Origin of the sequence: Acidovorax temperans, from assembly GCF_006716905.1 — a bacterium.
Classification (GTDB): Bacteria; Pseudomonadota; Gammaproteobacteria; order Burkholderiales; family Burkholderiaceae_C; genus Acidovorax; species Acidovorax temperans.
The window spans coordinates 212,067-226,532 of the sequence record NZ_VFPV01000002.1 but is presented as its reverse complement, the minus strand read 5'-3'; the positions used below and the strand labels follow the sequence as shown (position 1 = coordinate 226,532).

The 14,466-nt window shown below is 64.3% G+C and carries 12 protein-coding genes and 1 riboswitch; of the genes, 9 read left to right on the top strand and 3 right to left on the bottom strand.

Annotation, left to right across the window (positions count from 1 at the left end; genetic code table 11):
- Window positions 1-313: 313 nt before the first annotated feature.
- Window positions 314-3,361, top strand: coding sequence for an EAL domain-containing protein (locus BDD18_RS09150; protein ID WP_142082839.1), 3,048 nt, complete (start codon window positions 314-316; stop codon window positions 3,359-3,361).
- A 110-nt stretch (window positions 3,362-3,471) separates the two neighbouring features.
- Here BDD18_RS09150 and BDD18_RS09145 read toward each other — a convergent pair whose 3' ends face one another.
- Entirely contained in the window at window positions 3,472-5,457 is a 1,986-nt protein-coding gene (locus BDD18_RS09145; protein WP_142082837.1) for a monovalent cation:proton antiporter family protein, read from the bottom strand.
- 150 nt (window positions 5,458-5,607) lie between these two features.
- On the opposite strand from BDD18_RS09145, the gene BDD18_RS09140 reads away from it, so the two are divergent.
- From BDD18_RS09140 to BDD18_RS09125, 4 genes are all read left to right on the top strand, one after another.
- The gene (locus tag BDD18_RS09140) at window positions 5,608-6,609 is read left to right on the top strand and encodes a KpsF/GutQ family sugar-phosphate isomerase (RefSeq protein WP_142082836.1); all 1,002 of its coding nucleotides are present in this window, start codon (window positions 5,608-5,610) and stop codon (window positions 6,607-6,609) included.
- 117 nt (window positions 6,610-6,726) lie between these two features.
- Window positions 6,727-7,275 (top strand): KdsC family phosphatase, encoded by a 549-nt coding sequence (locus tag BDD18_RS09135; protein ID WP_066694647.1) that lies wholly within the window; start codon window positions 6,727-6,729, stop codon window positions 7,273-7,275.
- Window positions 7,272-7,892: an LPS export ABC transporter periplasmic protein LptC gene (gene lptC, locus BDD18_RS09130; RefSeq protein ID WP_066694649.1), complete on the top strand. Its 621-nt coding sequence runs from the start codon at window positions 7,272-7,274 to the stop codon at window positions 7,890-7,892. The genes BDD18_RS09135 and lptC overlap by 4 nt, the downstream gene beginning before the upstream one ends.
- A 30-nt stretch (window positions 7,893-7,922) precedes the next feature.
- Window positions 7,923-8,708 carry an SDR family oxidoreductase gene (locus BDD18_RS09125; RefSeq protein WP_142082834.1) on the top strand — a complete coding sequence of 262 codons (786 nt, stop codon included), beginning with the start codon at window positions 7,923-7,925 and terminating at the stop codon, window positions 8,706-8,708.
- A 117-nt stretch (window positions 8,709-8,825) separates the two neighbouring features.
- On the opposite strand, the gene BDD18_RS09120 is transcribed toward BDD18_RS09125, so the two are convergent.
- Both BDD18_RS09120 and BDD18_RS09115 read right to left on the bottom strand, forming a co-directional pair.
- A complete protein-coding gene (locus tag BDD18_RS09120) occupies window positions 8,826-9,392 on the bottom strand; it encodes an RNA recognition motif domain-containing protein (protein ID WP_142082832.1) in 567 nt (188 codons plus the stop codon).
- 277 nt (window positions 9,393-9,669) lie between these two features.
- Window positions 9,670-10,050: an RNA recognition motif domain-containing protein gene (locus tag BDD18_RS09115; RefSeq protein ID WP_066783774.1), complete on the bottom strand. Its 381-nt coding sequence runs from the start codon at window positions 10,048-10,050 to the stop codon at window positions 9,670-9,672.
- Between the two features lie 236 nt (window positions 10,051-10,286).
- Window positions 10,287-10,468, top strand: a riboswitch (yybP-ykoY riboswitch).
- Window positions 10,469-10,594: 126 nt separating this feature from the next.
- Here BDD18_RS09115 and BDD18_RS09110 point away from each other — a divergent pair.
- From BDD18_RS09110 to metW, 4 genes are all read left to right on the top strand, one after another.
- Window positions 10,595-11,926, top strand: a complete 1,332-nt coding sequence (locus BDD18_RS09110) for an IS4 family transposase (protein WP_125958944.1) — start codon at window positions 10,595-10,597, stop codon at window positions 11,924-11,926.
- A 13-nt stretch (window positions 11,927-11,939) separates the two neighbouring features.
- On the top strand, window positions 11,940-12,506 hold the full coding sequence (locus BDD18_RS09105) for a TMEM165/GDT1 family protein (protein WP_066694252.1): 567 nt from the start codon (window positions 11,940-11,942) through the stop codon (window positions 12,504-12,506).
- Window positions 12,507-12,672: 166 nt separating this feature from the next.
- Window positions 12,673-13,800 (top strand): homoserine O-succinyltransferase MetX, encoded by a 1,128-nt coding sequence (metX, locus tag BDD18_RS09100; RefSeq protein WP_142084010.1) that lies wholly within the window; start codon window positions 12,673-12,675, stop codon window positions 13,798-13,800.
- Window positions 13,797-14,381: a methionine biosynthesis protein MetW gene (gene metW, locus BDD18_RS09095; protein WP_142082830.1), complete on the top strand. Its 585-nt coding sequence runs from the start codon at window positions 13,797-13,799 to the stop codon at window positions 14,379-14,381. Before metX ends, metW begins: the two co-directional genes overlap by 4 nt.
- Window positions 14,382-14,466: the final 85 nt, after the last annotated feature.

Here is a 14,466-nt window from a genome sequence, read left to right as displayed (position 1 = left end):
CCCCAAAGGGGCGAAGCCCCCACAGGGGGAAAAGCCCTGGGGGCGCGAAAACACGGGTTCCCAGGCGGCGCTGCCCCGCGCACACTGCACAGTAGAACAACGCCAAGCCCGATATTGTTCCAAATTGTGTGCGCCTTGGGCGACTTCTCTGCACAATGGCAAGCGAGCCACTCTGGTTCGCCCCCGCACGCACAGAACTGCAATGAAGCCAACGTACTTGTACCCCGGGCCCTGTCCCTGGCCCCCTTCGGTAACGGCTGCGGCATGCGACCGGGTACGGCTCTTGCAGTTGGGTCGGTAACCTTGTATCGCCATGCCTATCTGCGTCCTTCTCATTGACAACAACGCCTCCCATGCGCAGGTGGTGGTATCGGCCTTGGCCGACCCCTGGCTGGGCTGGCAGGTGGATGTGGCCACCAGCGTGGAGGCGGGGCTGCAGCGTGTGCGCCAGGGCGGCGTGGACATCGTGATCTGCCGTCACCAGCTTCAAGACGGCACCGCCTTTGATGTGCTGGAGGTGCTGCAGGGCATTCCCGCCCTGGTGCTGGTGCGGCCGGGGCTGGAAGGCCATGCGGCACATGCCATGCGCCATGGGTTTGCCGACTTTGCGGTGCAAGACCCCGATTCCAACTACCTGCTGGCGCTGCCTGCGCAGATTGAGGCCGTGCTGGAACGCAGTACCAGCGCCCGCGCGCGGCGGTCCGCCGAGGCCATGCTCACCCGCCAGCACCGCTTGCTACAGGCCATCTCGCGGGCGCAGGCGGTGTTCATTGCCAGTGCCAAGCCCGAAGCTGCTTTCGATGCCCTGCTCGACGAGCTGATGGAGCTGACCCGCAGCAGCTTTGGCATGGTGGGCCACGTACAGCACACGCCCGGTGGCTCGCCCACGCTGCACTTGCACGCCATGACGGACATCCGCCGGGATGAGGCCACGCGCATGCAGACCGTGCGCCGCCTTCAGGAGGCACGGGTTTTTGACAACACCACCCCACTGGTCGGGCAGGTGCTGAAACACGAACAGCCCTTGATTCTGAAAGACGCCGACGCCAGTTGCCAGCCGCTGCCCGCCGGACTGCCGCCGCTGGGGGCTTGCATGGCGCTGCCCATTCATGCCGCGCAGGAGCTGGTGGCGGTGGTGGTGCTGGCCAACAGCCACAGCGGCTACGGCAGTGCGGACATCCAGTTCCTGCAGCCGCTGCTCAGCACCGTGGGCCAGCTGGAAATGGCGCGCCGGGCGGAAGAAGACCGGCGCCAGGTGGACGCCCAGCTGGTGCGCACCAGCGCGCTGCTGGGTGAAAAAACCAACGCCCTGGAAGCCACGCTGGCCAGCGTCCCGCAGGGCATCGTGAAGGTGGATGCCGACGGCAAGATCCGCGTGTTCAACCAGCGCTACCTGGAACTGCTGGAGCTGCCCCGCGAGTTCATGGCCACCGAGCCCACGCATGAAGACATCGTGCGCTTTCAAACCGAGCGTGGCGACTTTGGCCAGGGCTTTGAGCTGATAGAAGCCGGCGCGCGGGCCTACGTGCAAGCCGACTACGCGGTGAAAGGGCGCGGCCAGACGGTGCCCGACACCTATGTGCGCCGCACGAGCAAGGGGCGGTCCCTGGAAGTGCGCACCCGCACCATGCCCGACGGCGGCCTGGTACGCACGTTCACCGACGTGACCGATTACGTGGGCACCCTGGAGGCCCTGCGCCAAAGTGAAGCGCGCTGGCGCAGCCTGACTCACCTGTCCTCCGACTGGTATTGGGAGCAGGACGAGCAACTGCGCTTTGTGCGGCTGGACGGGCGCTCCAGCAACCAGGTGGGCATCCAGGACGACTCCTTCTACGGCCGCACCCTCTGGGAGCTGGACAACACCTTTGTGGATGACAAGCTATGGCGGGAACACCGTGCCCAGCTGCAGGCCCACGAGGTGTTCCACAACTTTGAGATCCAGCGCCGCAAGCCCTCTGGCGAGTGGATGTGGGTGTCCGTCAGCGGAGAGCCCATCTTTGACAAGCAAGGCCAGTTTGCGGGCTACCGGGGCATCGGGCGCGACATCACGGCGCAAAAGCGGGCCGAAGCCGAGATCCAGCGCCTGGCGTTCTACGACGAGCTTACCGGGCTGCCCAACCGGCGCCTGCTGATGGATCGCCTGGAGCGCGCCGTCACCCAAAGTGCCCGCGAAGGCACTCACGGGGCCTTGCTGTTTCTGGACCTGGACAACTTCAAGGGCATCAACGACACCCTGGGTCACGAATGGGGTGACCGGCTGCTGACCCTGGTGGCCCAGCGCATCACCGCCAGTGTGCGGGCCAGCGACACGGTGGCCCGCCTGGGCGGCGACGAATTTGTGCTGGTTCTGCAAGGGCTGCAGCCGGGGCCCGCCGAAGCGGCGGGAGAAGCCGAACTGGTCGCGCAAAAAGTGCTGCAGGAGCTGAGCCGGCCCTACACGCTGGAGGACGCCGTGCTGTACAGCACGCCCAGCATCGGCATCACGCTGTTTCGCAACCAGGACCAGTCGGTGCATGAACTGCTCAAGCGCGCGGATTTGGCCATGTACCAGGCCAAAGCCCAGGGCCGCAACACCTTGTGCTTTTTTGACCCGGCCATGCAGGCGGCGGCATCGGCACGCTCGGCCATGGAAGGCGATATCCGTCTGGGCATTGAGCGCAACGAGTTTCTGTTGCACTACCAGCCCGTGGTGAACGCCGCCGGCCACCGCATGGGCGTGGAAGCCCTGGTGCGCTGGCACCACCCCCAGCGCGGCATGGTGTCGCCGGGCGAATTCATTCCGCTGGCCGAACAAACGGGCCTGATCCTGCCGCTGGGCCAGCAGGTGCTGCGCATGGCCTGCACCCAGCTGGCGCAGTGGAGCCAGCAGCCGGACACTTGCGACTGGACAGTGGCCGTGAACGTCAGCGCACAGGAGTTTCGCCACCCCGATTTCGTGAAGCGGGTGTTGGACGCGCTGCGGGAAAGCGGCGCCAACGCGCACCAGCTCAAGATCGAGCTGACGGAAAGCCTGCTGCTGCAGGACGTGGAAGACGGCATTGCCAAGATGCGCGCCCTGCGCGAGCAGGGCGTGGGCTTCTCGCTGGACGACTTTGGTACCGGCTACTCGTCGCTGAGCTACCTCAAGCGGCTGCCGCTCGATCAGCTCAAGATCGACCAGAGCTTTGTGCGCGACGTGCTCACCGACCCGAACGACGCCGCCATCGCCTGCACCATCGTCACCCTGGCCCAGAGCCTGGGGCTGGATGTGGTGGCCGAAGGGGTGGAAACCGAAGGCCAGCGCGAGTTCTTGCTGCGCAACGGCTGCCACCAGTTTCAGGGCTACCTGTTTGGCAGGCCGGTGCCAGCAGATCAGCTTTAGTCGCTATTAAAATCATAGCTGCTTGCGCTTACTGCATAAGCGCTACAGGCCAATTTCATCCAAATCTCCGCCCCCCCGCTGGCAGGCAGCGCCGGGGCGGGCGAGCCGTGCTAGCCGCGCAGCAGCTTGTCTTCGGCCAACGCCAAGGCAGTCGGGTGGCCCGACAGCACCAGGGTGTCGCCCTCTTGCAGCACGGCGTCGTCTGCTGCCGCAGCTTGGTGACCATTGGCGCGTCGCAGGTTGACCACGCGCACCCCCACCGCTGTCAAGGCCAGATCGCCCAGCGGGCTGCCCAATGCCCTGGCTCCCGGAGGCAGGCTCACGGTGCTCATGCGCTCCTGGTCGCGTTCGTTCGGGGTGTCGTCATCCGCCCCATGGAAGTACCCGCGCAGCATGTTGTAGCGGGCATCGCGCTGGTCCTGCACCACGCGCAGCACACGCCGCATGGGCACGCCCACCAGCGCCAGCGCGTGGCTGGCCAGCATCAGGGACCCTTCAATGGCCTCGGGCACCACTTCGGTGGCGCCAGCGTCCTGCAGCTTGTCGAGGTGGGCGTCGTCCTGCGTGCGCACCACCACGGGCACTTGCGGCGCGTGCGAACGGGTGTTGGCCAGCACCTTGAGGGCGGCGGGCACGTCGATGTAGGTCACCACCACGGCACTGGCGCGCACCAGGCCGGCCGCCATCAGGGCTTGCAGGCGGGTGGCATCGCCATACACCACCGAATCGCCTGCAGCTGCAGCCTGGCGCACCCGGTCGGGGTCCAGGTCTAGCGCCATGTAGGGAATGCCTTCGCGCTCCAGCATGCGCGCCAGGTTCTGGCCGCAGCGGCCGTAGCCGCAAATGATGACGTGCTTGCTGGTGTTGATGGTCTTGCGCGCAATAGTGGTCATCTGCAGCGACTGCTGCATCCAGTCGCTGGCCACCAGCTTCATCACGATGCGGTTGCTGTACATGATGAGGAAGGGCGTGGCCAGCATCGACAGCACCATGGCCGCGAGGATGGGGTTCATCAGCGCCGGCTGCACCAGCCCATGGTCCTGCGTGAGTGACAGCAGCACAAAGCCAAACTCGCCCGCCTGCGCCAGGAACAGACCCGAGCGCAGCGCCACGCCCGTGGTGGCCCCCATCAGCCGCGCCAGCACCAGAATGATGACCGCCTTGACCAGCAGCGGCACCGCCAGCAGCGCCAGCACCAGCGCCCAGCGGTCCACCAGAATGTGCCAGTCCAGCATCATGCCGATGGTGATGAAGAACAACCCCAGCAGCACATCGTGGAAGGGGCGAATGTCCGTGCCCACCTGGTGGCGGTATTCGGTTTCTGACACCAGCACGCCGGCAATGAACGCGCCCAGCGCCAAGCTCAGGCCCGCCAGTTCGGTCAGCCAGGCCAGGCCCAGGGTGATGAGCAGCAGGTTCAGCATGAACAGCTCTTCGCTCTTGCGGCGGGCCACCAGGGTCAGCCACCAGCGCATGAAGCGCTGCCCGCCCGTGAGCAACAGCCCCACCAGAACCACGGCCTTGATGAGCGCCCAGCCCAGTGCGGGCAGCAACTGCTCCGACGCAGAGCCCAGGGCAGGTATCAAGATCAGCAGCGGCACCACGGCCAAATCCTGGAACAGCAGGATGCCCATCACGCGGCGGCCGTGCTCGCTTTCCAGCTCAGCGCGCTCGGCCATCAGCTTGACCACGATGGCGGTGCTGCTCATGGCCAGCACGCCTGACAGGGCCAGCGCCGTCTGCCAGCCCATGTCCCAAATGCCGCCCACCCAGTGCGACAACGCCACGCCACCCACCGTCACCACGGCCATGGTCACCAGCACCTGCATCAGCCCCAGGCCAAACACCTGCTTGCGCATGGCCAGCAGCTTGGGCAGGCTGAATTCCAGCCCGATGGCAAACATCAAAAACACCACCCCAAATTCGCCCAGGTGGCGCACGCCCTCGGAGTTTTGCGCCAGCGCCAAGGCGTGGGGGCCGATCAGCACGCCCGCGGCCAGATAGCCCAGCATGGGTGGCAACTTGAGACTGCGACAGGTAACCACGCCCAGCACTGCGGCCAGCAAATAAAGCAAAGTCAAAGCAAGTGAGGACATACAGCGATGCTATCCGAGCGTTACAAGTTTGCGCGCCTGCCGCTGCGGCAAAGGGGCGCTGGGCAGCGCAGATCGCACCTACGCTGCCAGCAAGACGGCCGAAAGGCCCGGCAAGAGGCCGCCAGCGGCCCCGGTCGATAGAATCCTGCCATGACTGTCAGCCCCTCCACGCCCCTTCCTTTTGACACGGCGCAAGCCTTGCGCCTGGCGCGCGAGACCTTTGAAATCGAAGCCGCCGCGCTCACGGGCCTGGCGGCCCGCGTGGACGAGCGCTTTGCCCAGGCCGTGCAGATGGTGCTGGCCACCACCGGCCGCCTGGTGGTGATGGGCATGGGCAAGAGCGGCCATGTGGGCCGCAAGATCGCCGCCACCCTGGCGTCCACCGGCACCCCCGCATTCTTTGTGCACCCCGCAGAGGCCAGCCACGGCGATCTGGGCATGGTCACTGGCGCCGATGTGGTGCTGGCCATCTCCAACAGCGGCGAAAGCGGTGAACTCACCGCCATCCTGCCCGTGCTCAAGCGCCTGGGCGCCCCCCTGATTGCGCTGACCGGCGGTCTGCAGTCCACCCTGGCCAAGCATGCCGACCTGGTGCTGGACTGCAGCGTGGAGCGCGAAGCCTGCCCGCTGAACCTGGCCCCCACCGCCAGCACCACCGCCCAACTGGCCATGGGCGACGCACTGGCCGTGGCCCTGCTCGACGCGAGGGGCTTCCGCCCCGAAGACTTTGCCCGCTCGCACCCCGGCGGCTCGCTGGGCCGCAAACTGCTCACCCATGTGAGCGACGTGATGCGCAGTGGCGATCAGGTGCCCCGCGTGGGCCCCGAAGCCAGCTTCAGCGACCTGATGCGCGAAATGAGCGCCAAGGGCCTGGGCTGCTCCGCCATCGTGGACGCTGCGGGCCACATTCAAGGCATCTTCACCGACGGCGACCTGCGCCGGCGCATCGAAGCCGGTGCAGACCTGCGCACCGCCACGGCGGCCCAGGTCATGCACCCCTCACCCCGCCGCATCGCCCCCGACGCACTGGCCGTAGATGCCGCCGAACTGATGGAAGCCCACGGCATCACCAGCGTGCTGGTGGTGGATGCCGCAGGCGTGCTGACTGGCGTGGTCCACATTGGCGACCTGATGCGGGCAAAAGTCATATGACCCCCCTGAGTCTCTGCGCGCCTTCCCCCCAAGGGTGGACGCACCCGGTGGCCCGGCAAAGCCGGCTCCACGGGTGCGCTGGCCTGGCCCGTGCCTGTATCTCCATGGCTCCCTGACATGACCCAGCCTGTTCTGAATTTCGACCCCGAACTGCTCCTGCGTGCGCAGCCCGTGCGCGTGGCCTTTTTCGACGTGGACGGCGTGCTGACGGATGGCGGCCTGCTGTTCAGTGAAAGTGGCGAAACGCTCAAGCGCTTCCACACGCTGGACGGCCACGGCATCAAGCTGCTGCAAAAGGCTGGCATCACGCCCGCTGTGATCACCGGGCGTGACTCTGCTCCGCTGCGCGTGCGCCTGAAGGCGCTGGGCGTGGAACATGCCGTGTTCGGCACCGAAGACAAGCGCCCGGCCGCAGAGCAGGTGCTGGCCACGCTGGGCCTGAACTGGAGCCAGGCCGCCGCCATGGGCGACGACTGGCCCGACCTGCCGGTGATGCGCCGCAGCGCCCTGGCGTGCGCCCCGCACAACGCCCACATCGAAGTGCGCCACTGCGCGCACTACACCACCCAGGCGCGCGGCGGTGAAGGCGCAGCGCGCGAATTCTGCGATTTGCTGCTGGTGGCCACCGGGGCCTATGCAGGCCTGCTTTCAGGGTACGCCGCATGATGCGCTGGGCTCAACAAGGTTGGGAACGCCTGTCGCTGTACCTGCCTGTGCTGCTGATGGGCCTGCTCGCGCTGGGAACCTGGTGGCTGGTGCGCAACGCCCCCGCGCCACTGGCCGCGTCGCAGTCTGCGGCTGCACCCGACCAGCCCGACTATTCGATGAAAAACTTTGCGGTGAAGAGTTTTGACGCCACGGGCCGCCTGCAAAGCGAGGTGATGGGCGAAACCGCCCGCCATTACCCCGGCAACGACACGCTGGAGATTGACCAGGCCCGCATGCGCTCGGTGGCGCCCAACGGCCGCCTCACCGTCGCCCGCGCTGACCGCGCCTTGAGCAACGGCGATGGCTCCGAGGTTCAGCTTTTCGGCAACGCCGTGGTCACGCGCGAGCCCACACCAGCGGGTGGCAGTGCGTCTGCCCAGCCCCGGCTGGAGTTCCGGGGCGAATTCCTGCACGCCTTCACCCAGGAAGAAAAGGTGCGGTCCAACCGCCCCGTGCAACTCACGCGCGGCAACGACCGCTTCACCGCAGACACCATGGAATACGACAACCTCGACCAGGTGCTGCAACTCAATGGGCGTGTGCGCGGCGTGCTGATGCCCACACCCGCCAAATAACTGCTGCGCCCGCGCCCAGCCTTTGCCGCCATGACCCAGCCCCTCGTCTTCATCACTGGCGCTTCCAGCGGAATCGGGCAGGCATTGGCCCTGCGCTTTCACCAGGCAGGTTACCGGCTGGCACTGGCGGCCCGGCGCACCTCTGAAGTCAAATCATGGGCTGACGCCCACCAGATAAGCGCCAGCAGCTACGAAATTTATAGTGCAGACGTGGCTGTGGTAGACAGCATCGTGGCGGCAGGCGCCGAATGCATCGCGCGCCAGGGCCTGCCCGATGTGGTGATCGCCAACGCAGGCATCAGCGTGGGCATGGACACCGCCGTGCGGGAAGACCTGGACGTCATGGCCCGCACCTTCGCCACCAACAACCTGGGGCTGGCAGCCACCTTTCACCCCTTCGCTCAAGGCATGACCGAGCGCCACAGCGGCACCCTGGTGGGCATCGCCAGCGTGGCAGGCATTCGCGGGCTGCCCGGCCACGGCGCCTACTGCGCCAGCAAGGCTGCGGTGATCAGCTACTGTGAGAGCCTGCGCGGTGAAATGCGCCCATTCGGCGTGCGCGTGGTCACCCTCTCGCCGGGCTACATCGACACGCCGCTGACCCGGTCCAACCGTTACAGCATGCCCTTCCTGATGCAACCCGAGGACTTCGCCGAGCGCGCCTACCAAGCGATTGCCGCCGGTGTCAGCTACCGCGTCATCCCCTGGCAAATGGGAGTCGTCGCCAAATTGCTGCGTGCGCTGCCCAATGCCCTCTTCGACAAACTGCTGGCCGGCAGGCCACGCAAACGCCGACAGACCGAAGCTGGGCAGTGAACGACGCCTTCATTTGAGGGCTTGCCACCCCCTGCGGGCGAGGGCCCCCACAGGTTCAGACAACAAAAAAGCCCCCGAAGGGGCTTGTTGCTTTAGCGCAGAAGCGCCGGGCGAGGATCAGTAGCCACCGCCGTTGCCACCACCGTAACCGCCGCCGCCATTGCGACCGCCGTTGCGTGGGCCGGAGCCGTAGGGGCTGCGGAAGCCACCGTCACCACGGCCACCGCCGTAGCCGCCATCGCCGCGGCCGCCGCCACCGCCGTAACCCCCACCGCCGCCTTCGCGGCCACCACCGTAGCCGCCACCTTCACCACGGCCACCGCCGTAACCACCACCGCCGCCTTCACGGCCACCACCGTAGCCGCCGCCACCGCTGCGGCCACCGCCAAAACCACCACCGCCGCCGCCGAAGCCGCCAGTGCGTGGGGGACGGGGTTCCATGGGACGGGCTTCGTTCACGACGATGCTGCGGCCGCCCAGGGGCTGACCATTCATGCCGTTGATGGCAGCTTGCGCTTCGGCATCGCTGGCCATTTCCACAAAGCCGAAGCCTTTGGAACGGCCGGTGTCGCGCTCCATCATGACCTTGGCGCTGGTCACGGCACCGAACTGGCCAAAAGCCTGTTCCAGATCGTTGTCGCGCACCGAGTAAGGCAGGTTGCCGACGTACAGTTTGTTGCCCATCGAGGGACTCCTCAAAAACACATAAATAAAGCGATGGAGTCCCGAAAACGCAGCCAGCTAATCTCAATGACGCTCTCAGCGCGAAACTGACGGATCACCGCAAACCTTGGACGAGAAAAACCCGCGCTGGCATTATGCGCCACAAATTTAAAAAAAAAGCAAGGAACTTCCCCGGAAAAAGCAAGTGTGGCGGCAAAGTCTCAGACAACAAAAAAAGGAGCCCTGAGGCTCCTTTGATTGTGCGAAGGCAGACACTGTCTGCCTTGCATGCGAGTGCTTAGTAACCGCCGCGGCCGCCGCCGTAGCCGCCACCACCGCCGCCGTAGCCGCCGCCACCGCTGCGACCACCGCCGCCGTAGCCGCCACCACCGTTGCCGCCGCCGAAGCCACCGCTACGGGGAGGACGTGGTTCCATAGGACGGGCTTCGTTCACGACCAGATCACGGCCGCCGAAGTTTTGGCCATGCACGCCTTGGATGGCAGCTTGTGCTTCGGCATCGCTGCCCATTTCGACAAAACCGAAACCCTTGGAGCGGCCGGTATCACGCTCCATCATGACCTTGGCGCTGCCAACCGAGCCGAACTGGCTGAAAGTCTGCTCCAGGTCTTGGTCGCGGAAGGAATAGGGCAGGTTGCCCACGTAAAGTTTGTTGCCCATGAGGGACTCCTGAAAAAACATGAAAACGCGATGGAGCCCGACGCAATCAACAAACCTGTGACGACTTCAAAGACGCGAAACTGACCAATCACCGCTTACTTCGGTGCCTTCGCGCGTTGCAATGCTCGGCTTAAAGGCGAATCCATTATCAATCACTTTATGGTGATTGGTGGTTTTTTATTTCTCAACCGTGTTTTTTTAAGCTAGGGGTAAATAGGCATTGCGTGCGTTAAAATGCCGGGGTCTTTGGGGAGTAGCCCGCCGGTAGTGCAATGCGCCGGGGCATGCGTCAACACACTTGGGTTTCTTGAAAACCTATGGCGTATGCGGCTTGAATGCTGGGCGAGACCATTGACTGCATGCCGATCCAATGGCCGGAGTCGGGGTGCAGTCAATGCGCGTCTCAACCAATCCGGCCGGATTGAAAAACCCCACCATGGAAGCAATGCCAGTAAGTTAAGCAAAGGCCCTTCGGGGTCTTTGTTGTTTGTACAGTGCAGGCTTGATCAATTGAGCTTTGGCCATAGAGGTCAAGCGATAGCCAATGCTGCTGCAAGAGTACCTGAACGATACCCATGAGTTTGCGAGCCCCGAACAATGGGGTGTCGTTCAAAGCAACATACCCCAGCAGTGGATTGAACAGGCCTTGCAGATGACGGGTGTAGCCACGCTGCGCAAGCGGCGACTGCCCATGGAGCAGGCACTTTGGCTGGTATTGGGTGTGGCCTTGCTTAGAGACCGCTCCATCGTGAACGTGGCCGAGGTACTGGAGCTGGCACTGCCTGGGCAGCACAATGAACCCATCAGCTCCAGCGCGCTGAGCCAGGCGCGCCAACGGCTGGGCAGTGAGCCCCTGCAATGGCTGTTTCGCCACACTGCTGCCCATTGGGCGCACCAGCAGGCCGCTCGCCACCGCTGGCAAGGCTTGGCGCTGTACGCATTGGATGGCGTGGTCTGGCGTACCCCCGACACACAAGACAACCGCCAGCACTTTGGTTGCCAGCGCAACCACGCAGACCACCAAAGTCCCTTCCCCCTGGTGCGCATGGCCTGCTTGCTCGATGCCAGAGCTCGTTTATTGGTAGATGCCAGCCTGGATGCCTACGACACCAGTGAGTACGCATTGGCTGAACGCTTGTGGCCGAAGTTGCCGCCTGACTCGCTGGTGATTGTGGACAAAGGGTTTTACTCGGCAAGTCTGCTGTGGCCGCTGCAACACCGCCAGGGACGTCACTGGCTGATCCCTGCGCGTGCCGGACTCAGGGGCGAGGTGGTGCAAACGCATGGCCCTGGCGATGTGAGCTTGCGCATGAAGGTCTCGCCCCAAGCTCGCAAGAAAGACCCCGGCTTGCCGCTCACGTGGGAGGTGCGCGCCATCACCCGTGAACTCGATGGCAAACCCAGAACCTTGTTCACGTCCCTGATGGATCCGGCACGCTACAAGGCCGAGGAGGTGTTCGCGCTGTACCACGAACGCTGGGAGATTGAGCTGGCCTATGGAGAGATGAAGACGGACATGCTGGGCCAGGCGATGACGTTGCGCAGCCAGCAACCCGATGGGGTCAAGCAAGAGCTGTGGGCAACCTTGTTGATGTACAACCTGATCCGCTTGGAGATCACGCGCATCGCAGACGAGGCCAAAGTGCAGCCCTGTCGCATCAGCTTCATCACGGCGCTGCGCTACATCGTGGATGAGTGGCTGTGGAGTTCAGGATCACACACCCCTGGGGCCATCCCGGCCAAGCTTGCGGCCATGAGAAAGAACATCCGCCGCTTCGTGCTGCCGCCTCGCAGATCCCACAGGCGGTATCCGCGTGAGGTTCGTATGACCAAGACCCAGTATCCCGTCAAAAAAATGCCGCTCAGACTTAACTGAGCGGCATTGCACCATGGAAGCCTTTTTTGTTTCAACCGCCATCGTCGCCTTGGCCGAGATGGGCGATAAAACCCAGCTGCTCGCATTGGTATTGGCCGCCCGTTTCCGCAAACCCTGGCCGATTGTTCTGGGTATTTTGGTGGCCACGCTGGTCAACCATGGACTGGCTGGCGCGGTGGGAGCCTGGGTCACGACCTTCATCGGCCCGCAGATGTTGCGCTGGATTCTGGGCGCCTCGTTCATCGCCATGGCGGTGTGGATGCTGATCCCCGACAAGCTCGACGAAGGCGATGCCGATGGCAAGCCCCGCTGGGGCGTGTTCGGCACCACGCTGGTGGCGTTCTTCCTGGCAGAGATGGGAGACAAGACCCAGATTGCCACCGTCATGCTCGCCGCACAGTACAACGCCTACCTGTGGGTGGTGGCCGGCACCACGCTGGGCATGATGATTGCCAATGCACCGGTGGTGTGGTTGGGCGACAAGATCACACGCAAGGTGCCCATTCGCGCGGTGCATCTGATCTCGGCAGTGATCTTCCTGGTGCTGGGCCTGCTGGCCATTTTTGCGCCCGCAACTTGATCCAGTCGGGGTGATGGCAGGCACACAGGCCAGTCAAACCGGCGCGCTTTTGGTATATTTGCCGAACGCGCCGATTTGCCACAGCTTGCGGGCGCTTTATAAATCCTGCTAAAGACCCGTCCGACATACCTGCCCGGCCTCGTTTTTAGCGATGTCGGGTTTTTTTATGTCGTTCATTGCCACGCCCCAGTCCATGCACTTTCCGGAGGCCCTCACGCTGCAAAGCGGAGCGTCCATCCGTGACTACCACCTGGCCTTCGAGACCTACGGCACGCTCAATGCCGACAAGTCCAACGCCGTGCTGGTGTGCCATGCCCTCAATGCCTCGCACCACGTCGCGGGCGTGTACGAGGGCCAGCCCAAGAGCGAGGGCTGGTGGGACAACATGATTGGCCCCGGCAAACCGGTGGACACGAACCGCTTTTTCGTCATTGGCGTCAACAACCTCGGCTCGTGCTTCGGCTCCACGGGCCCCATGCACACGCACCCTGACACAGGCGAAATCTACGGCGCTGACTTTCCGGTGGTGACGGTGGAAGACTGGGTCAACGCCCAGGCCCGCCTGCTTGACCGCCTGGGCATACAGCAGCTCGCCGCCGTGCTGGGTGGCAGCCTCGGCGGCATGCAGGCACTTTCGTGGACGCTGCAGTACCCCGAGCGCATGCGCCACGCCGTGGTGGTGGCCAGTGCGCCCAACCTCACGGCCGAGAACATTGCCTTCAACGAGGTAGCCCGCCGCGCCATCGTCACGGACCCGGACTTCCACGGCGGCCATTTCTACCGCCACGGAGTGATCCCGAAGCGCGGCCTGCGCATTGCCCGCATGATTGGGCACATCACGTACCTGAGCGACGACGTGATGAACGAGAAGTTTGGCCGCCAGCTGCGCGAAGGTATGGACCTGAAATACAGCACGCAGGACATCGAGTTCCAGATCGAAAGCTACCTGCGCTACCAGGGCGACAAGTTCAGCGAGTACTTCGACGCCAACACCTACCTGCTGATCACCCGGGCGCTCGACTACTTTGACCCGGCCCGTGAGCACGCCAACAACCTCACCCTGGCGCTGGCGCGTGCACAGGCCAAATTCTTGCTGGTGAGCTTCTCCACCGACTGGCGCTTCTCGCCCCAGCGCAGCCGCGAGATCGTCAAGGCCCTGCTCGACAACCGCCGTCGCGTGAGCTATGCCGAGATCGACGCCCCCCACGGGCACGATGCCTTTTTGCTCGATGACGCCCGCTACATGAGCGTGATGCGCTCTTATTTCGATAGCATTGCAAAGGAGTTTGCATGAGCGAACAATCCACCATGGAAGCCTTGGCGCGCCTGGTGCCCCACGGCTCGCGCGTGCTGGACCTGGGCTGCGGCAACGGGGCCATGCTGTCGTACCTGCAGCGCGAGCGCGGCTGCACCGGCTACGGCGTGGAGATTGACGACGCCAACGTGCTGGCCTGCGTGCAGCGCGGGGTCGATGTGATCCAGCTCAACCTGGACGAAGGCTTGGCCATGTTTGGCGACAACAGCTTTGACGTGGTGCTGCAGATCGACACGCTGCAGCACCTGCGCAATGCCGAGGTCATGCTGCGCGAAACCGCCCGTGTGGGCCGCACCGGCGTGGTGGCCTTCCCCAACTTTGCGCACTGGCCCAACCGGCTGTCCATCCTGCAAGGGCGCATGCCCGTCACGCGCCGCCTGCCCTACCAGTGGTACGACACGCCCAACATCCGCGTGGGCACGTACAAGGATTTTGAAGTGCTGGCACACAAAAACCGCCTGCGCATCCTCGACTCCTTCGGGCTGCAGGACGGGCGCGAAGTGCGCTGGCTGCCCAATGCACGGGCAGGCACGGCCGTGTTCCGCTTTGAAAACACCTGACAGCGCAGCGCCAGGCGCTATCAAAACAGTAGCTCTTAGCGCAACTTCTTATTGCCCTGCACGCTGATTTCGTGCCAGCATGTCT